The sequence below is a fragment of the Brevibacillus schisleri genome (genome assembly GCF_055685845.1).
On the sequence record NZ_JBVNDM010000001.1, the window covers coordinates 6,691,772 to 6,709,604 of the forward strand.

Genomic DNA, 17,833 nt, shown 5'->3' on the forward strand with positions numbered 1-17,833 from the left:
TTCGCTAGTAATTGTCAAGTTTATGCATCCTACATGGACATCATCAGTGACAAAATTCAACGTATGAGTATTTGAATCGATTCCGAGAGCTTCTAAAATAGCTTGGCAGCTCACTTTTACACGTCCACCTCTCAAACAATACACCCCCTGTCTCTTAAAACACAGCCTGCATAGTACAACGGCAATTTACGATTTGTTTGGCGCTACCTGACGGATCGCCTGGATGCATCATCTTTTCTTTCGCTTTTCCTTTGCCTATAAAGAATGGCTTTTCAATGTCTACCGTCTGCCCGTTTGCCTCTTTATGATCCTTACGCGTGCGCTTGTTACTCGCTGCCCGCCATCGCTTTTTCTTCACAAGCCCCGACTGCTTCCAGCCTTCCAGTTTGCCACCATTTGCAGCAGCCGTGGATATGGTTCTTGCAACAGTGACAGCGCGGTTCATATTGAATGGTCCTTCTTCGCCGATTGCTGCCTGCCTACTTACCTCTTTTACGAGAGTTGCGCGCTCTGCGGGAGTCTCGCCTGTTTCAATCGCTTTCTGAAAAGAACGGATCAGCCGATCAGCAGAAGTGTCATTCATTGCGGGAATCATTTTTTTCAGCTTCCCAGCATATTGAGCTGCTGCTTTGTTTTCCTTCTCCCATACAGCCTCGGTATTAATTCCGATGGCTTCGGACTCTCCGGCTAGATTGAACAACGGCATGAAAGCATCATAGACAGCTTGCTCAAACTTTTCTTGAAAGTAGTCTCCAGTCTGGACAAGCAAAATCACTTTCAAGAGCTCATCGGCATCTGTAATAAGCTCGTCGCTCAACTCTTGGATAGCTTCATCCAGCGCCTTACCCTGCAACTCAAGGAGGTCAGCAATTGACTCCTCACCTTCCTTGTACAGCTTCTCAAGCAATGCGCGTTCGGCGTGGGTAAGGTCAAGGCTATCAAGAAAGTCATCGTCATCCGCTTTGGCAATCAGATACAGGCACTGGTCACACATGCTGTTGGTCCCTCGTTTCACGCAAAAGACGTTTAGCGACGGCAGCGAGTTCCTCTTTTGGCTCCACCTCTGCACCCTGACCGAATGCTCCACCTGCGGGCATCAGTTGAATAATTGGGGTATCGAGGTAGCCATCAGGGAAACGGTTTTCATCGATGACAGTGCCTAGTACCTCCTCCGCCAACGGAATCAAATCACGGACAATCAGGATGCCCCTATCAGCGAGATAATCGAGCATGGATTTTTTCTCGTCTGGATCGGATATCTCAGGTCCACGAAGGACTGCTTTCACCCGATACACGCCGATAGACGGAAACAGACGTTTATTAAATATTTCGTTCATCAGCCAATCACGGTATGGCTTGAATACCTGTTCCTCAGCGATCCTCCGGGCGTTGTCGCTGGTAGCGCGGTTGTAGTCGTCTGATTCACCCGTAAGGATCGGAGGCACTCGGAAAGATGAGCGTGTTTCTTTGCGTTTATCCCCAGTGTATCCGGTAAAGAGACCGTCATTTTGGAGTAAGTCATTGAGCTTTTCTAGCTTGACATCGGTCTTTTCCTTTTCGTCACCAGATAAGCCTTTTTCGTAGCCTTCGATCTCAAGATAAAGAATCCCACCCTGAGAGTCTTCTCCCCTTGCAGATTGCAAGGCCTCTATCGATCCAGGTGTAAGCTGACCGTTGATAACCGAGAGCATCATGGAGAGCATGCGGCCATTTCGAAAATAATTTAAATTCAGCTCTTCTGCCCTGCGACTGCCAAGAATACCGGGGGTGTTCCCCGACCAACGCGGTTCCCCATACTCCCCGTTTCCTAGTTTCAGGTGTATAACTTCATTGCCTTCTCCTGGAGCTCCGAACTCACGAAACCAAACAATTTTCTGCCCGCGCTTCTGTGCATACCTGCGGACCCACTTGTCTTGGGTGATTTCCTCAACCTTGCCCTGCACAAGGCGTCTATATGTCATTTCTACTTTTTCAAGTGGAGCCGTACAACGCATATATTCAGGTGGCATGCGATATAGCGCTGGCAATCCACCACCACGTGAGATTTCCAAATAGGCATTCCCACAGCTTTCAAGATCATCCACCAATTCAAGAAACAACTGCTCTATGGACTTCTCCATATTGGCGGTTAGCAAGAACCTCTCGGCTATATCCCATTCTTGCTTTGCTGTCTTGTCACTCTCGCCCGGCATGTATTCAAGCGCACAGCCATACCCTGTGACATTCACTTTGTATGCTTCTATGCACTGCGGAATGATGTTGCTATTCTTTACTACCTTGATGAACTGCGCCGGAGTAACTTCTGGAGCAATCAGACCGTTGGATTCATAATCGCCCTTGAATTTATCAGGCAGTTGTTGGCTTGAGGGAGATTCTTGTGCTTTTGCTATCGGAATCCATTGAGCGTGTACGGTAGGTCTCTGCACTTCACTCATTAAATCCATCCTCCTTTCCCGTTCTTTTTCCTATCCTCACGCTTCTGCGCAAGCAGCAACATGAGCCAATCGTTGTACATTGCATATCGCTTTGAATCCTGTGTATGGTTGTCTTTGTCCACCGGCTCTTCAAGCGTAATACCGTTTTGCTCCTTATACCTGTAATTGCCCGTCTCTTTAATCGTTTCGACAGCAGTACGAGCAATGTAAAGGTTTGGACGACCAGACGACTCCTTTACCTTGTACAGACTTCCAACTCGGCGTATTCCTGGACCGATAGCATTCTCTGCTGGCTTTACAGGCAGTTTATAGCGACGGTAGGTAGAAATATCTTCTGGTTCGGATGGGTCAGCCCAAATGACATCCATCGGGTACTTCTTTTGTAGCTCCAGATACCTCTTAACAAGGCAGTCCTCAAGCTTACCTTGATCGTCTACGACCAGAACATTGGTTTGCTGGCGATAGCTTTCCTCGATCAAATAGTATTCTTCATCCGTGCATCCAAAGACCAAAAGCACCGCTGGGTCATTCCAGCCGTGGTCCATGCCGCCGATGTACCGCTTGAATATTACCTCTCGTTCCTCGCCGTTCGGGTAGGTAACGACAAATAAACGCCGCGCAAGATCAACGGGGCGTATATCTACACAGTGAACGCTTCGGTCAAACTCCTCATACACCTGACCATGGAAAACGTTGAATTTCGCGTAAATCTCGCGCTTCACGTAACGCTCAGGGTACGTCTCAATCATCCTCTGGATATTCTTCTGCAATTCAGGGATAGGATTATCCTTTGATGTCCAATAAAAATTCCGCCAATCAGGGTCATCCTGGTAGCGATCATCTTCTAACCCTGCATCGATAAACTGGCCCCGCAGCACGATTTCCTCGGCAAACCAGTTGATGCCCTCTGGTGTAGTTGTCCAAACGCTCCAGCCGCCTTTATCAGCAAGAGCATAAGAGAGGTATCCGCTCCAAGTCTGCTCCTTCATCTTGGAAGCCTCATCAAGCCACACACCATCCAGCCCTTTACCAACAAGCGTCTTTGGATTGTCTGCTGATTTAAACTGGATAAGCACCCAACCCTTAAGCCAGATACGGTTTTTAGAGGCATCCCAACTTTCTATCAATTCCTCTGGAATGACCGCTGCCAACTCTTCCTGCTGAATCTCAGACATAGCATAAGTAGGTGACACACACCAATATTCGAGTCGAGGTTTCGGTTTCTTCATGACTTTTAAATTGCGTGGGGGCTTGTACCGTAAACCCTTTCCTCTCTCTATGTCGGCTAGGACGTTATCGAAAAACTTTCTTGCACCCACATTTGTTTTACCGCCGCGCCGACCGCAATTCATCACGATGTTTCGTACATCACACATCATGACTTCGACTTGCTTGCAATGTGGCGTCCAACTCTCAAAGGGATCTACATTGATCATCTTCATTGTGACCACCGTCTTACAACTACTTCTGTTGGTCGATCATCATCACCCGATTGTAGCTTCCCAACCTCCAGTTTCATCTTCTCAACCTTCAGTCGTTGCTCTTCAGTCATAAGCCCTATGTACTTCTCCAGCTTCTCCAGCGCCTTCATCTTGTCGTGAAGTTTTATTGATACACCATCTTTACCTTGTTTGACTTCACTTATGACAGTACCGTCTATGATTTCGCTTTCCTTGAAATCAACGTAGTTCACCATCTTTGTTAGCGTATTACCAGCTTCATCCTTCATAGGTCCAAACATGGTCATCACAGGGACTTCTTTTTGTCCAAATTCTAGCAAGTCTGTGATATCGGTAAATGCGATCTTCATGTATTCCGCTATTACCCGCTGAACACTCATTCCCAACTCGTCTGTCATTGCTTCTTTCTGTCGCTTGATCTCAGCCTGAATCTGAGGTTTTCTCAAGTTCTCCCATCCGATGGCATAAGCGGTTTTCTTGCTGTAGCCGACAGCCATTGCAGCACGAGTTGCATTGAAGTCACGAAGATACTCCAAAACAAAAAGCCTCTGCTTTTCAGTCAGAGACCCGTCTTCGTTATCTTCTTCTGGTAGAGGATCGGTTCGTTCAATTACCTGTTCGGAACGTTCCGTAACGTTTGGAGCGTTCCGTTCCGATTGATTGGAACGTTTCATTCGCTTTGGAGAAGCGCCTTTTTTCAGTAGCTGTGGTATCGATGTCTGTTTAAGGGGCACTTTACGCGGCTCGCTGCCCTCATATGGTCCAACGACACCCTTTTTCTCCATAAGTTCAACAAGCCTCGCTGCGCGAGTATATCCTATTCGTAAGCGCCGCTGTAGGAGACTTGCAGAGGCCGCTTGTGCTTCAACTACAATACTGACAGCCTGATCAAATAGCTCGTCATCTTCAATTGTTGCTTCAGGTACTTGAGGTTCCTCGTCTGTACTGCTAGTTACCTCCCATTTATCCTTGTTCTTCCACCCTCGCACTGTTCCTTCTGAGATACCTAATTGATCAGCTATGTCCTTTAGTTTGATGTCGCCGTCAGCCTGTTGCCATATTTCGAACGCCCTATACCGATTCGGGTTCCTTGCTCTTGCCACTACATCATCACCACCACCTAGTTTTATTTGTTATTAGTAAATAAAAGGCACCCCAGAGTTTTGGGATGCCATCTAATATAACAAAGGAGATATATAGTTGAAATATACGTAAGCCCCTGCAAATGGTGCCACATATGTCAGTGGTCGTGACAACGCATTTGGTAAACTTCTAGTAAAAAAAGCAACAAGAAGTCCGGAAAATGCCATACACAGTAACAATGCAATTAACATTCGAGTAAATGGCCAAAGATTAATGTCAAATTCAGGCACTGTATCATCCTCCTCTAACTAAATGATTCGCCACAAAAGTCCATACTCCTACATCTTTCGACCGACATTTTCCGACATTAGGTAGGAAGATAGACTCACAAAATAGAAACAGGTAGAAGAGGAGGTGACGAATTATCTAATTACATCAATAATAGGGGATGCAATTGTTAGCTTATAGTGGAAAGGCTCACTGATATGCTTATTATCTTCATCAATTTTCACCACAACTAGATCTCCGCTTATGCCATCTAATGATTCGCCTTCTAACACCTCAAGAGCAACTCCATCAGACATTTCTAAAATATCCCCTACTTTAATCATTTTAGACCACCTTTCAACTTGGAGTGTGATTTTTTTGGATGAATCCCTAGTAAGCAAAAGAGATTTACTATTATTGCTAGAACGTGGAACTGAAATGGACGATGAAGTATATTTGAATTTTGACGGAGAGGATTTTGCATTCTCTCAAGAAGAGATAAAGATTGAAGGTTTACAATCATCGTTTAACAAGTTAATTCCTAAAACGATTTGGTCTAAGAAAGATTACTTGCTAAATTACTGCGACTTATCTATTGAAGGGATTTCAAATGCTCAACTAATCATTGGAATTAAAGATCAATCAGAGACCCTTACAACAACAGAAGAGTCAGTTAATCAACTCTTTTCCCCTATGAAGATGGGTACCTACGCTAATTATCTGGTTACTGATGGTAATAACATTAATATTCTCCTTGAAAACTTTAATTATTGGTTTAAAGAAACGCACCCGGATAGGAAAATATTAGTGAGAACAGTTGTTGAAGGAACAAATTATATTGCTAGATGTTTTGCAACCCCCACATATCAGCCAATTGATAATCATATTGTTCTATTCGTTACAGCATGGGCTCTTGATCGATCGGGGATGGAATTTAAGGTGACCAATCAGAATATTGAGCATTCAAAAATGAAGATGAGTTTCCTTTCGACCGAAGAAACCGATCTTCCTGGAATTGGTCGATTAAAGTTTGGGTTCACTGTTGTTAATAGTGAAGCTAAGGAAAGTACGGTTGTATTTAACCCTATTTGTAAAGTGACAAATAAAGATGGTACAAGTACAACGCTTGCTTTAGACAGACCTATTTCAATTTCTCACCGCGGTAAAAGCGTTCAGCCCATCCTAAATAAAATGAATGAAGTTAGCAACTTACGTAAACATGCTGACAGGGCCATAAAAACAATCCAATTAACGAGGAAAGAACGTATTAATGATTTTCTTGCATACAAAATCCAGCTTGATCTAAAAAAACTAGTTGGAAACGATACATTTAAGAAATATGCAGATAAATACGCTGAAGTTTCGTCCATTAATACTTTTAATCTGTTGGAGTTTTTTGGACGCTTGCATGACATTCCATATAATGACGCGGATAAGGAAATTGAGATTCAAAGACTTTTTTGGAAGACACTTCAATCATTATCTGATGAAGAGTAATACTTCCTTTAAAGACTCTGACTGCCATCAGAGTCTTTTTACATATTCGCAGTTTCACATCCAAACCCTCCAAAAATAACTCGTCAAATCTCGACCTATTAGGATAGAAAAACCGCCTAGTTGCCTAGGCGGAAGGAATGTTTCACGAAAAAAGTCTTTTCATTAATAGTGGGCCTTCATATGACAATATTAGATATGGAACTTCGAATGCCATTCAAAATACGGCTTAGAGCTTTCGTTCCAATAAGTACATTCTTTATTTACAAGAGTTTCAATGTAGTTTGTCAAAACCGGAGTAATGATCTTATTAGTATTTGATATGATCTTTCCATCCTGAACCTTTATGTACCCTTTTTCGTATAAGTCATCGCAGCCAAGCTTACACATAGGCATCACAATGTTTTCGAAATCGAGTTTCTCATCATTGGAACATTTCGCTCTCTTTTTGATATGGGCTGCTACTAAAAGGTTAACAGGGTATGTGTTACCACAGATCCCACAGTTTTCTACACTTTTACCTCCGAATAGAGACTTTCTAAGAAAGCTCTGTTCAGTCCTGACCATCGCTTTCCCCTTAGCATCCAGAGGCCTGTCAGGATCAAACTCTTTGATTACTTTCCTATACTCTTCAAACGGAATTTCTGGATAGTGAGTATCACTCTGAAGATCAAATTCTTCACTTACTCGTATACTTTTTTCTTGATCTAAGATGCTAAAACCTTGAATGATGAAGTTCTCTTTATATCCAACTGCTTTATTGAATTCAATGTACATAATGCTGTGTTGCTTTACTTCATCTAAGAAATATACGTATTCCCAAGTTTGACCATTAGCATCCGTGCCCCAAAGTTCTAAGGCCAGTTCTTTATTGTGTAGCTTATATGTGGAGACAGCAGACGAGAAGATACCTCCATTGCCCGAAAACAATGTTATATCCCCAGTCTGAATTCGATTCCATTTTTTTATATTCCCATTGGTTTTTCCTGGAGTAACTCCCCAGGTGGGTATCAATTGATCCGGATATAGTTCTTTCAGTCTCTCTACTTGTTCATCCTCCAAATATCGAGCCATTCTTGAGAGTTTAACAGGATTCGTAATGGTATCTATATAGTGTTGTTTTGCATCGCCATTTCCGGCCGGCTGGAGAATTACGCTATTCATAATTACACCTACAACTCGTCATATTTTTTGTTGGAACCAAAAGCCTTATCAACTGGATATTTAGCTTCGTTTTTTGCTATTTTCTCTCGAATACATTGCTCGATATCGATTCCTAGCGCATCTGACATAAGAAGTGAGTAAATCATCACATCAGCTAATTCATCCTTTATGTTCTGACGGTTCTTTTCAACAGCCTCTTCACTACTCTTCCATTGAAAATTTTCTAGTAGCTCACTAGCTTCCAATGATATTGAGATAGCTAGATCTTTTGGATTGTGAAATTGGGCCCAATTTCGTTGATCTCGGAATTCGATAACTTTGCTTAACATATCTTTCATCCTCGAATTACTCCTTAAGTGGTCATTGTTATGAATAATTCGACCCAAAAAATCAATTCCCTACAAATTCCTTCAAATATATTAAAAAACCAGCCTCAGTGAGTGGCAGCTTTCTGAGCCGTCGCTTTGCCTTTTGGCTGGCTTTAATCTTCACGAATTTTGAGCTGCGACCAACTGGACGAAACACCTTTACAATCTCGTCCGACCGGCGTAACACTTCCTTCGTGTAATATATTTCTCCTGTCACTGAGTCGACATACTGACGCACTACATCTCACCCACCTCTATGAAAAAAGCACCGCTTGGGTGCAATCTAAAGAAAAATTTGAGTATAAAGTTAAATTTTCTATATGTACCCAATTAAAACAATGTTTCTAATTCGAATTCGTTTAAACTAAATATTACTTCAAGTGATTTCCCCTCAATTTTGACATTATTGATAAGTTCCTGAGGATTGGGAAAACATATATCATCCTCATAAAATTTGCAAAAGCAAATACCATTTTTAGTTTTAGTTATTGAGAAATCATCCCCTTTATATTTAAACTCTACTTCTCTACCTTCAAACAAATCCTGTTTAAATTGATCGAATGTGTAATTCATGTTTTTATCCAACTCCTTTTTTGGGCGAATGATAACTTAACTTTGATTCACTCATTATAGATGTCATACTCAATATTGTTAATAACCGATCTTAATTATAAAAAGAACCACCAAATTGGTGGTTTTTTGGTTTTTTATTAGTACCCATCACCTCTTGGATTGGATTTATTGCTCCAATCCCAATCATGTCTATGCGGTACTTTAGGGTGTTGCTTAGGATTTCCGTGGTGTGTGTAATCAATGTCCATGTCAGCTTTCCCATCTGGTCCATAATATCTTCGTTGAACCAATTCGCCATTATTAACTAAATCTTTAGACGACATTGCAGGTCCTTTTTTAGGAAGAGTGCGCTCATCATCTACTACTTCATGCTCGGCAGCAGGCTTGCCTTTTTCCTTTGCCTTTTCATAAAGTCTATACAATTCTTGGAAAAGTATTCCACCTGTCGCCTCAGTTGTAGTTGGTGCTACAAAACTAACAGTACCAAATAACATTGCAAAAACAAAAAATATCGCTGCTATTCTTTTCATCTTTATACCTCCATTTACTTTTTTAACCATGGTGTAAATGGATTATATTGTTAATTTTCCGGATAGTCAAATTTAAAATTTATTATAAATTTTAAAAATATTAAAAATAAATAATTCACAACTGCTTTGATTGTTTACCTTGAGGTCCCTAAAATTTAGTAGAACTAATCTCTATACTTTAACTCGCTGCACTTATATTCTCGGCTAGTACAGTATGCCTGAATCATTACAAACCTCTAGTTTGAGAAGTCACTCCCAGTTACCTTGGTTCAGCACGTCTAATTGTACGTCTCTACACTCTTGGGGCAGGATCGGCGTATTCGAATATGAGAGATACCGGACAAGGGGCGAGAGGCCGGAGCCGTACGTCTCGCATGTAATCCCCTGTCCGGTAAATCCCAGCAGAGTAAATCGCGATTTTCCAAAGCTCCGAGAGGGGTTCCCAAAACTTGAAAACCGCTATAAGACAATGCAAAAAAAGAATTAATTGCATGGTTCCCTGCTACGCTCGTCGCAACTGGTGCGTTCAGGCTCAGAATGTCCCCCTCTCGTAAGGTCACATTCGTCATCACCCATAGATTCACTCAGGTACGCCATTGATAAGGGATAGGCGGTATCTCCCAAGAGCTGGTGTCGCTTGCTCTTGACTCAAGATTACCGTCCATAACATTTCAAATCGTCCTGCCTTTTATCCCCGATTTTCTCCGGGTTTTGTCCAGTATTTTGTCGGGATTTTTTGAAGAGCTAATATTTTGCATTTAGAACTCCAACAAAAAAACCACCTCTGAGGTGGTTTCTGGTACATCTGTATATAAGCAATTAAACCTGTTAAAGGCAAAATCATTTTATTACAGGTGGGGTTCTTCCCTGTAACCAATCTAAAATAAATGGGGCTTGATGAGGATTTAAATTGTCAGGTATTTCATTTTTATATCTGAATTGAAGTTGTGTACTTTCCTCATTGCCTTTTACTGTACCTGCAAAATTGGTCACATGAAAAATAATCTGTACACTAAAAACTTTATCTCCATTTGTATACTGGGCAAAACCATTTTTTCCAGAGTAGATACCAAACAATTTTAATTGATTGATTACCAGATTTGTTTCCTCGAAAACTTCCCTCCTAACAGCTTCCTCAAAGGTTTCCCCAATTTCCAGCAGACCACCTGGAAGACCCCAAATATCTCTTTTTTGTTGAAGCAGAATTCTCCCAAAGTCATCCTCAATTATAGCCCCACAGCCCACTGTTAATAGTGTTTCATGACCAATGAGTTTTCTCATTGTTGTTATATAGTCATTCAAAATGCTTTTACCCCCCAATGTACTTTTTACAAGACTTTTCTTCAAGCATTCTTAAAACACCGTTCAATATTCTATCCCTTAGCATATTAACGGAAATTGGAAACTCTAATTATATGAAAATACGATAATCAACTCAGTATTGTTTCATGAAAAATAGAAAAGACGCTCAAATCATACCGAGCGCCGTAGCAATTTGAAGAATCGCCTCTTTCTTTTTTGTGTAGTATTGGTCTTTGGTCAGTCCCATATCAAGATAAACGTTGATGTCTTTTACCCGTGATGTGCTGAGATACTTCTCTTCAATGATCTGACGCTCTACTTCATCCAACGAATACTGCAAAGCCCTTTCGATCTGCCGTGCTTTCAACTCATTCATGGACTCAGACTTTTGAAGACGTGGAAACAGTTGATCGATACCCTTCTCCTGTCGCTCTTGTTTATTTTGTACAGCAACACGAAGGGCCTTATACTCTTTTAATGCTTTGACAACAGCCTTTCTGACTTCTTTTTCGTTTACTGGTTCCAGAAATGACAGTTGCTCTTGTGCGCTCATCTTTCCAATTCCCCCTCGTGACAGCCCATGCTATAATGTTTTTGCCGAACATATATACGGGCTCCCTGCTGGGGGCTATTTTTTTGTCTGATTGCGCGGTAAACTTGACGCAAGAGTTCAATTTGAGGTGATTATAGTGGTTGCTGTTTTCATCAGAACTGCATCAGATGATTTTAGAAAGACCGAAAAACAAATGAAGTCTTGCATGCCGCTTGTCCAAAATGTAGCCCATAAGGTGTACATAGAAATTGACGTTAAAACCATTGACTCTGATCGTCCTGGCTTGTCTCTATTGATTGCTGACATAGAGGCCGGATTGGTAAACAAGGTAATTTGTCATAGTGTAGAGCGAATATCTCGTAACCCTGTTGAATTGGGGAAGTTCATGCAGCTTGCTAATCAGAAGAATGTACCATTGGTTTTTGCTGAGTGATTCTGAATGGAATCACTTTTTTCTTTGTTAAGTCGTTTGCAGCAACTCTTGGTCCTCATAGAAGTTGCCGATGACCTCACACTTATCCAAGTAAATCTGGGTGAATAAAAGATATCCGTCATTACCCAAAACAGTCTTTCCCTTCAAAGCATATTGGCAATCGCCCGTGAAGACGACATAGCCATTCCACCCATGATCCGGGACATGAACAATGTCTCCCTCATAAATCTCCTTTTTGTTCTTATCACGCAGTCCCGTATATTGCAGCAAATCAACCTCGTCCAAGTATTTTGAAGTGCATTCATGTGGTTCTTCTCTGTCAACGAACTCGCTACGGAACGCAAGAGCCCCATCATCCTCCCACCAATTCAGAACCATCGGATACATCATCTTCTCTCGATCCGGGTCCCATGCTCGAAACTTAATTGCTCGTCCTGCTTGCATCCCGTTCCCCTCCAGTCATTGACAACATCACCATGCCCGGCTGCAGGTACCTCTTATCCGCCAGAACATGGGTGATTATTCGCGTCTCTATCTCACCTGTGTAACTACCGGTATAACCGTTCGCCATTGGATCATATTCCCGAAGTACCAATGTATCTCCGGGTTGATAATCGCGATCGTTCCGCCGAATCTCTGCTGTTTTTATTCCAGCGCGGACATCCCTGAAATGCGTTGGCCAAATTTTAAGGTCGTGGATCATGCTGTTGCCTCCTCTTTGAATTTTGTCACATTGGAGACATAGGAATCATAATGCTTCTCGATGCGTTCCTTAGCTATTTCAATCGCTTTTTTGTACCGATCATGTTCTGCAATTCTACGGCCACCAGCAACATCGGATACGCACCACCATCCCTCATAATGTGCGATGAAAAACTCGTATCCTCGATATTGGAAAGCATGCTCTCCAATAATTGTTCGCCATTCAGTTTTGCCGCCTCCAAGATTGACATGGATTTTGTACTCTCGAGGGTTTCTGAGCTTCCTGATCGGCTGTTCCCTTTGCTTTCGCGGCTTAGGCTTCGCTTGTTGCTTCTGCTCTTTTTTGTGGTTCAGATCAAAATACTGGTGATATTTCTTCATATCGATGCCTGTCCACGCCTGTAACTCCTCTTGGCACTGATCAAAGAACTTTTTATGCTCATCCTTGAGGCTCATGTTGCTCCAGTTGTCAAATTGGTCGTACCACCATGGCTGCCACTCTGTAATGTATTTTTTGTCTATATAGTCACTAATCGTTTTGTCGATGCATCGGAAGTGGACTGGATTCAGCTTTGTGAAATCACCGCTGTTAATCTGACGAGCAACGATTTTCAAGATTTTGTTTCGTTGACGCTTCTTCATGCCCTTATCCCTCCTGGGTACAAACGTAATGTTTTGTTAAAATGCCCGTTGGATCTCTTTCTTGATGTCACCACTATGTGTATTGTCAATTGTCAGCAATTTGTTGTAGGCAAGTGCGCGATCTAACAAAACGGTTCTTGCTAATTTCGTTTTAGTAGGATTGTTAGCTTCTGATTCTGCCCATTCAGCGTACTGCCGTATTACTACTTTTTGTTGATTTGTTAGGTTGAGTTTCACAGCTTCTTCACCTACTCAAGATTGAATTTAAGGCTGACAATTTAACATATCGATTGAAATGTTAAGGCGATCAATCTTGCGTGCATATATAATTCCCGTCTTCATCCACATCGATTGAATAGTCCTTACGCAAATCGATTCCAGCTCTTTCAAGAGCATCATCTAAAAGCATCACACTAGCAGTTAAACTCCAGTGAACTTTCACTCGTTTCATTGTGCATCCTCCTCATTTATCACATCGTGTGTTGTGTTATGTCAGTTTTTCCAAACAAGTCATCAATTTCTTTTTGGTACTCATCACTGAGTAAATACTTATCAAAACACGATCCGCACCTTCCTCCAAAGGAAACTCTTTGTCCGAATGTTAGGTCAGTTTGACAATCTTTGCATTCCCCGTATTTACTCATCGACTCATCCCCATTTACCTCAATATTTTGGTAAGTCTGAATCCATACACTCATAGTCTGATTCATTACCCCAGCGCATTACGGCTCTCTCGGTTTCATTCTTGTATCCGAAGACCCCAACAGATGTCCAATCTTTAAAGGACTCAGTTAACCCGCGTTCTTGACACCAGACTTTAAATTTGTTTGCCAAATCCACATTACTATTTGAACGAAAAACCTTCACAGCTTTACCATTAACAACCGCTACGCCTACCATAAGCACTATCCTCCCTGTACAATTCGTTTTTTAAGGTAATAAACAGTAATTTATTCCGCCGCTCTTTCCTCTTTTGCCGTTTTGTTAAGACTACTTCGTTTCCAATGACAGCTTCATAAGCTGATAAACTAATTGTCTTTGGTGTCATCCCGAAAATTCCCCATTTTGATAAGATGCTGTGGAACTTCATATTGTTCTCTTCCGCCATCTTCTCCACGATCATCCACGCATCGGCTATGTTGTGGAGTGGGCTCCAGTGAGTTGCAACCTCTCTTCCATTCATCCTCCAAGAGTCGAAGAACTTTTGTGTTCCCCCGTCGGTAAGGTCAAGCTCAACCTCAAGCTTTTCCCACCCCATCACCTTCGTTGCCAGCGTTTCAATGATCTGCCGCTCGGTCATTGTCATCCTCGTCTTCCTCCTCAAACGCTTTTTTGAACATGCTTTCTAAGGCTTTTACATACGTCTCCAATTTCTCATCGGACATACTTTTTACATCCGGTCCATGCCCTGGTACCGTTCGAAAGTTCGCCAACCGTTTGAGAAGTTCTTGTCTTGTTGGTGTCATTGTCCGAACACCTCCGGTTCAAGTGCCCGAAGTAGTCGCTCAGCATCTGTTGCGGTTCCTTCGCCATTCCGTACTCGGTTACGCAACTCTTCATCGATTGGACCCCACAAGACAAACATTCCTTTTTCGTAGTAATCTGTGTAACCTTCTGCGAAAGCCAGAGAAAGCACATCAAAAGCCTCATCGTCACCATACCTGTTAATCACTTCATTAGTGACCCCTACAGCATTGAGTTTTTGGCGAACTTCCTCACTATTTTCAACGAGGATGTAAGCATCATCTCCACCGTTCATATCGACCACTTCCAGGCTGTTCAGAACGTCCAAAACTGCTTGTCTATTCATCGTTCTTTCCTCCCTCATTTCTTGTATTCCGCTGCCTTCGCAATACAAGCACATTTCATGCTGGTCAAAAGAGCCCTTTCCGTTGCAAGCGTGGCACTTCACCATTCGGACCCGCCTTTCCTGAATAACTAATTGTGTTAATATATTTGGATACTTCCAAAAAGTAGGTGTTCTAATGAACGATCTAAGATCATGGTTAACATCAGAACAAATTTCAGAAATCGAACTATACAAAGAGTTGTGTGTCGGAATGAGTGTAGATGGTAAACCAATTATTTGTTTTGAAATTCTCTCCAATATTCTGCACAACAAATTGTCCATTGAAGATCTGTCTAAAGATGAAATTTTAAACGTTTACGCACAATTGAAAGGCTACAAAGACATATGGAAAGATGTTATTTGGTTAGATAGTCGTAATCTTGAACAAATATTTGTCATCTTTAGGGAACAAGTTAACATTATTCGTCGCGAAAGCGATGGAATGTGATCTCAATACACATTTTGTTAAACGCCGCACATGCCCTCGCATTCGTTAATGAAGTCATTGATCAGATCCATTTGCTTGCCTTCTAGCCTGGCTTTAAAATCAATCTGATCCAACGGAATTAATGAACGATGCAAGTAGGGCAAACTGTTCAACTTTCGCAACCCGTTCTTTTGTATCTCTCGCTCAAACTGGACGGCATCTTGGAAGGATTTCGGGTCGTTCTCTTTCATGTCCAGCCACATCTTGTCGTTGTGGAATGGGCATCCGATACAGCTTGATTTGGGTGGCCTTGGATATCCGTTCCTTTGCAACCAGAGCAAGCAATCTCCACGGCTCATGTCTGTCTCGATCAACGGATAGTACATGGACTCCCATTTGTGTCGGCCCGGCTTAACTCGTTGAAACTCGTCTGTACTAATCCCCATCCACTTAGTTATCTGGTGTTTCATACGTTCGCCCTTCTTGTAACCGAGAAGTTCGCGGATCGTCTGGTTTACCGCCTTAATCTTGTACTCTTCTGTGCATCCCCTCGGCACGATTCCTGGCTTCCCGTCACTGGCCCTTACGAAGAATGGCATGTTAACCGAGCGTGTTTGATTTTTTGAGGCATTAAGCAAGTCTTTCCGAATATTCCCTCTTGAAGCTATATGAACAGGAATCCCCATTTTCTCGACCTTCTGTTTGAGCCACATAAAGTGATACATCACGCCTGCTGGCTCCCAGCCCGTATCGGCGAAAACCGCGAAATCAGGTTTGTTATCAAATTCACCATGTGCGGCCATCAGAAGCATTGTTGTGCTCTGCACCCCTGCTCCCAAGCTTAAAACCTGCATGCTGCGACCTCCTTATCTCCCTGAGCATTGTGTTCCTATTCCTTAATCAGTTGTACCTCTGACTTAGGTACTAGCGACGCCTTCCCGGATTTCTCCCACTTAACAAGTAGCTTGGCGGGCTGCCATTGTATGACCACTCCCCGGCCTAATTCCGGGTGTTCAACTTTATCTCCAGTTACAAACGGATGCACTTCTCCCGTCTCCTTTTTTGTCCCAACTCCCCGTGGCATAATAACCACAAAGGAGCTGGTCTCATGGAAAAGTCATTTTATTACTCTGTCGAATGGTCTGAAGTCAGCTATTTGAAAGAGGCCTTAGATGCTATGGAGATACCTTATGTGATTGAACAAGATTCCGACCGTCTACAGCTCGATGCTGGCCATGTGGCCATCGTGTTTCCTGACCTTCCAGTTCGTGTGTATGGAGGCGTCCACGAACTGTTTGGTAGTCATGGACGCCGATATCCTGAGTAGCCCTATTTCCTCCCGTTCCAGGGCGGCAATGCCCCGCCTACTTTCCAGTTGTTGACGAAAGGGTTAACGATGGACTGCTTGATATGGTCGTTTACCTTTTTGGTGAGAAAATCGCGTCTCCACGGGTGATCTGGCGCTGGTTTAACGGCCGTCATATGATCCCGCCTTTCTAGGTGAGAGGAGCAGCTTTACGCTGCCCCCGGTTCCTCACCGTTGAGTTTTGCCATATGTTCAGCAACGAGTTTCTTGTATTTGGACCAAGCCGTTTGGAGTTTGGTGGAGGACGTTCCGATCGTCGGTGCGATTTTCAACCACGTTTCGCCACTTTTACGGCGAGCAAGCAAAGCAGGGAAGTCGAACTCTATTTCCTCAAACACCGGAGCTTGTCCGCTCAAGATATAAGCCTCCAGTTTATCCTTGTCGATTGCGGCGACAGCATCCTCTTGCTTTTCTGAACCTTGATGTTCTTCGTCTGCCTTATCACCTGACGTTTCCGAGCCTGTCTGCTCTAATTCAGGATTGGTGTCTTCTCTTACACCTGTTTCAGGAGTATTGGCAGCTTGTTCATCCGTTTTGTCCTGACTATCTGTCTCCGCTTGATCGCTTGGTTTGTCATCTGTTTTTTCTTTACTCTCTTTTTGCTTGTCCTTGCCTTTTCTCCATTCGTCCCATTTCAAGGCCATAGGAGCAACACGGCTGCGGTATTCGTCAACGAGTTCCACGATTTTGCCTCTCGACATTTCAAGTTCTGAAGCGATTTTCATGTATGTCTCACCAGCCAGCTTGCGCGATACAATGCTCTGGAAATCGTAAGGTAGGTCATCAAACTGAGGAGCAAACCCTTCTCGAATAAAGTCATCGATCACAGAACGTTCTGCCTCTTTAGACTCTTCTTCGGTTGGTACTTTCTCTTTAGGCATACCCAAGTCTGCTTCAATCTGTTCGCCTTCTGGTTTGACTTCATGGACAACGCCGGAGTCGTCTACCTTATAGCTCACGAGTGGCTTTTTTGTCTTGGTGTTAATCGAAACGTTGTAATTGACGACGAGGGAATCCAGTGAAGCTTCTGCCTGACGATCAATCATATTGCCTAGAGCCTCTACTTTTCCATTCAAGTCACTAATAGTTGTTTCCAGTACGATTTCAACGACTCCCTTTGGCTTCATATTCACTTTCTTTACCGTCGGTTTGAAATCCATGTAGCCCATTTTCCACACTCTCCCT

At 42.8% G+C, this 17,833-nt stretch carries 27 protein-coding genes; 4 read left to right on the top strand and 23 right to left on the bottom strand.

All coding sequences use genetic code 11. The features are described 5' to 3' along the window. Window positions 1-154: 154 nt before the first annotated feature. The 5 genes from ACUUHJ_RS31605 to ACUUHJ_RS31625 all read right to left on the bottom strand — a co-directional run bounded on the left by ACUUHJ_RS31605 (window position 155) and on the right by ACUUHJ_RS31625 (window position 5,589). Window positions 155-994: a phage minor head protein gene (locus tag ACUUHJ_RS31605; RefSeq protein ID WP_472301052.1), complete on the bottom strand. Its 840-nt coding sequence runs from the start codon at window positions 992-994 to the stop codon at window positions 155-157. After that, window positions 987-2,435 carry a phage portal family protein gene (locus ACUUHJ_RS31610; RefSeq protein ID WP_472301054.1) on the bottom strand — a complete coding sequence of 483 codons (1,449 nt, stop codon included), beginning with the start codon at window positions 2,433-2,435 and terminating at the stop codon, window positions 987-989. The genes ACUUHJ_RS31605 and ACUUHJ_RS31610 overlap by 8 nt, the downstream gene beginning before the upstream one ends. Then, window positions 2,435-3,877: a terminase large subunit domain-containing protein gene (locus tag ACUUHJ_RS31615; protein WP_472301055.1), complete on the bottom strand. Its 1,443-nt coding sequence runs from the start codon at window positions 3,875-3,877 to the stop codon at window positions 2,435-2,437. The genes ACUUHJ_RS31610 and ACUUHJ_RS31615 overlap by 1 nt, the downstream gene beginning before the upstream one ends. Next, window positions 3,874-4,998 (bottom strand): terminase small subunit, encoded by a 1,125-nt coding sequence (locus ACUUHJ_RS31620; protein ID WP_472301056.1) that lies wholly within the window; start codon window positions 4,996-4,998, stop codon window positions 3,874-3,876. Before ACUUHJ_RS31620 ends, ACUUHJ_RS31615 begins: the two co-directional genes overlap by 4 nt. Before the next feature lie 402 nt (window positions 4,999-5,400). Continuing rightward, window positions 5,401-5,589, bottom strand: a complete 189-nt coding sequence (locus ACUUHJ_RS31625) for a hypothetical protein (protein ID WP_472301057.1) — start codon at window positions 5,587-5,589, stop codon at window positions 5,401-5,403. 34 nt (window positions 5,590-5,623) lie between these two features. Here ACUUHJ_RS31625 and ACUUHJ_RS31630 point away from each other — a divergent pair, with 34 nt between their 5' ends. After that, complete coding sequence (locus ACUUHJ_RS31630) at window positions 5,624-6,742, top strand: hypothetical protein (RefSeq protein WP_472301058.1); 1,119 nt, start codon at window positions 5,624-5,626, stop codon at window positions 6,740-6,742. A gap of 189 nt (window positions 6,743-6,931) precedes the next feature. On the opposite strand, the gene ACUUHJ_RS31635 is transcribed toward ACUUHJ_RS31630, so the two are convergent. From ACUUHJ_RS31635 to ACUUHJ_RS31660, 6 genes are all read right to left on the bottom strand, one after another. Continuing rightward, window positions 6,932-7,903: an HNH endonuclease gene (locus tag ACUUHJ_RS31635; protein WP_472301060.1), complete on the bottom strand. Its 972-nt coding sequence runs from the start codon at window positions 7,901-7,903 to the stop codon at window positions 6,932-6,934. Window positions 7,904-7,911: 8 nt separating this feature from the next. After that, on the bottom strand, window positions 7,912-8,241 hold the full coding sequence (locus tag ACUUHJ_RS31640) for a nucleotide pyrophosphohydrolase (RefSeq protein WP_472301061.1): 330 nt from the start codon (window positions 8,239-8,241) through the stop codon (window positions 7,912-7,914). Between the two features lie 360 nt (window positions 8,242-8,601). Further along, window positions 8,602-8,844 (bottom strand): hypothetical protein, encoded by a 243-nt coding sequence (locus ACUUHJ_RS31645; protein WP_396474796.1) that lies wholly within the window; start codon window positions 8,842-8,844, stop codon window positions 8,602-8,604. Between the two features lie 137 nt (window positions 8,845-8,981). Further along, on the bottom strand, window positions 8,982-9,374 hold the full coding sequence (locus tag ACUUHJ_RS31650; RefSeq protein WP_472301062.1) for a hypothetical protein: 393 nt from the start codon (window positions 9,372-9,374) through the stop codon (window positions 8,982-8,984). 840 nt (window positions 9,375-10,214) lie between these two features. Continuing rightward, on the bottom strand, window positions 10,215-10,676 hold the full coding sequence (locus ACUUHJ_RS31655) for an NUDIX hydrolase (protein WP_472301063.1): 462 nt from the start codon (window positions 10,674-10,676) through the stop codon (window positions 10,215-10,217). Between the two features lie 166 nt (window positions 10,677-10,842). Further along, window positions 10,843-11,229 carry an ArpU family phage packaging/lysis transcriptional regulator gene (locus tag ACUUHJ_RS31660; RefSeq protein WP_472301064.1) on the bottom strand — a complete coding sequence of 129 codons (387 nt, stop codon included), beginning with the start codon at window positions 11,227-11,229 and terminating at the stop codon, window positions 10,843-10,845. Window positions 11,230-11,356: 127 nt separating this feature from the next. On the opposite strand from ACUUHJ_RS31660, the gene ACUUHJ_RS31665 reads away from it, so the two are divergent. Then, on the top strand, window positions 11,357-11,662 hold the full coding sequence (locus ACUUHJ_RS31665; protein WP_472301066.1) for a recombinase family protein: 306 nt from the start codon (window positions 11,357-11,359) through the stop codon (window positions 11,660-11,662). Between the two features lie 27 nt (window positions 11,663-11,689). Here the strand turns inward: ACUUHJ_RS31665 and ACUUHJ_RS31670 are convergent, their stop codons facing one another. The 9 genes from ACUUHJ_RS31670 to ACUUHJ_RS31710 all read right to left on the bottom strand — a co-directional run bounded on the left by ACUUHJ_RS31670 (window position 11,690) and on the right by ACUUHJ_RS31710 (window position 14,816). Next, the gene (locus ACUUHJ_RS31670; RefSeq protein ID WP_472301068.1) at window positions 11,690-12,106 is read right to left on the bottom strand and encodes a YopX family protein; all 417 of its coding nucleotides are present in this window, start codon (window positions 12,104-12,106) and stop codon (window positions 11,690-11,692) included. Continuing rightward, on the bottom strand, window positions 12,084-12,365 hold the full coding sequence (locus ACUUHJ_RS31675) for a DUF3850 domain-containing protein (protein WP_472301069.1): 282 nt from the start codon (window positions 12,363-12,365) through the stop codon (window positions 12,084-12,086). Before ACUUHJ_RS31675 ends, ACUUHJ_RS31670 begins: the two co-directional genes overlap by 23 nt. Continuing rightward, window positions 12,362-13,006: a hypothetical protein gene (locus ACUUHJ_RS31680; protein WP_472301071.1), complete on the bottom strand. Its 645-nt coding sequence runs from the start codon at window positions 13,004-13,006 to the stop codon at window positions 12,362-12,364. The genes ACUUHJ_RS31675 and ACUUHJ_RS31680 overlap by 4 nt, the downstream gene beginning before the upstream one ends. 36 nt (window positions 13,007-13,042) lie before the next feature. Continuing rightward, complete coding sequence (locus ACUUHJ_RS31685) at window positions 13,043-13,243, bottom strand: hypothetical protein (protein WP_173606752.1); 201 nt, start codon at window positions 13,241-13,243, stop codon at window positions 13,043-13,045. Between the two features lie 70 nt (window positions 13,244-13,313). Further along, complete coding sequence (locus ACUUHJ_RS31690) at window positions 13,314-13,457, bottom strand: hypothetical protein (RefSeq protein ID WP_472301072.1); 144 nt, start codon at window positions 13,455-13,457, stop codon at window positions 13,314-13,316. Between the two features lie 212 nt (window positions 13,458-13,669). Next, entirely contained in the window at window positions 13,670-13,906 is a 237-nt protein-coding gene (locus tag ACUUHJ_RS31695) for a hypothetical protein (protein ID WP_472301073.1), read from the bottom strand. Beyond that, window positions 13,884-14,312, bottom strand: a complete 429-nt coding sequence (locus ACUUHJ_RS31700; protein WP_472301075.1) for a BC1872 family protein — start codon at window positions 14,310-14,312, stop codon at window positions 13,884-13,886. Before ACUUHJ_RS31700 ends, ACUUHJ_RS31695 begins: the two co-directional genes overlap by 23 nt. Next, entirely contained in the window at window positions 14,284-14,472 is a 189-nt protein-coding gene (locus tag ACUUHJ_RS31705; protein ID WP_472301076.1) for a hypothetical protein, read from the bottom strand. The genes ACUUHJ_RS31700 and ACUUHJ_RS31705 overlap by 29 nt, the downstream gene beginning before the upstream one ends. Beyond that, window positions 14,469-14,816, bottom strand: coding sequence for a hypothetical protein (locus ACUUHJ_RS31710; RefSeq protein WP_472301077.1), 348 nt, complete (start codon window positions 14,814-14,816; stop codon window positions 14,469-14,471). Before ACUUHJ_RS31710 ends, ACUUHJ_RS31705 begins: the two co-directional genes overlap by 4 nt. Before the next feature lie 175 nt (window positions 14,817-14,991). Between ACUUHJ_RS31710 and ACUUHJ_RS31715 the strand changes: the two genes are divergently transcribed. Continuing rightward, entirely contained in the window at window positions 14,992-15,303 is a 312-nt protein-coding gene (locus tag ACUUHJ_RS31715) for a hypothetical protein (RefSeq protein WP_472301078.1), read from the top strand. Between the two features lie 17 nt (window positions 15,304-15,320). Here ACUUHJ_RS31715 and ACUUHJ_RS31720 read toward each other — a convergent pair whose 3' ends face one another. Together ACUUHJ_RS31720 and ACUUHJ_RS31725 are read right to left on the bottom strand one after the other, a co-directional pair. Further along, complete coding sequence (locus ACUUHJ_RS31720; RefSeq protein ID WP_472301079.1) at window positions 15,321-16,136, bottom strand: hypothetical protein; 816 nt, start codon at window positions 16,134-16,136, stop codon at window positions 15,321-15,323. Window positions 16,137-16,171: 35 nt separating this feature from the next. Further along, a complete protein-coding gene (locus ACUUHJ_RS31725; protein ID WP_472301080.1) occupies window positions 16,172-16,327 on the bottom strand; it encodes a hypothetical protein in 156 nt (51 codons plus the stop codon). Window positions 16,328-16,390: 63 nt separating this feature from the next. Here ACUUHJ_RS31725 and ACUUHJ_RS31730 point away from each other — a divergent pair, with 63 nt between their 5' ends. Next, the gene (locus ACUUHJ_RS31730) at window positions 16,391-16,609 is read left to right on the top strand and encodes a hypothetical protein (RefSeq protein WP_472301081.1); all 219 of its coding nucleotides are present in this window, start codon (window positions 16,391-16,393) and stop codon (window positions 16,607-16,609) included. Window positions 16,610-16,797: 188 nt separating this feature from the next. On the opposite strand, the gene ACUUHJ_RS31735 is transcribed toward ACUUHJ_RS31730, so the two are convergent. Continuing rightward, window positions 16,798-17,817: a hypothetical protein gene (locus tag ACUUHJ_RS31735; RefSeq protein WP_472301083.1), complete on the bottom strand. Its 1,020-nt coding sequence runs from the start codon at window positions 17,815-17,817 to the stop codon at window positions 16,798-16,800. Window positions 17,818-17,833: the final 16 nt, after the last annotated feature.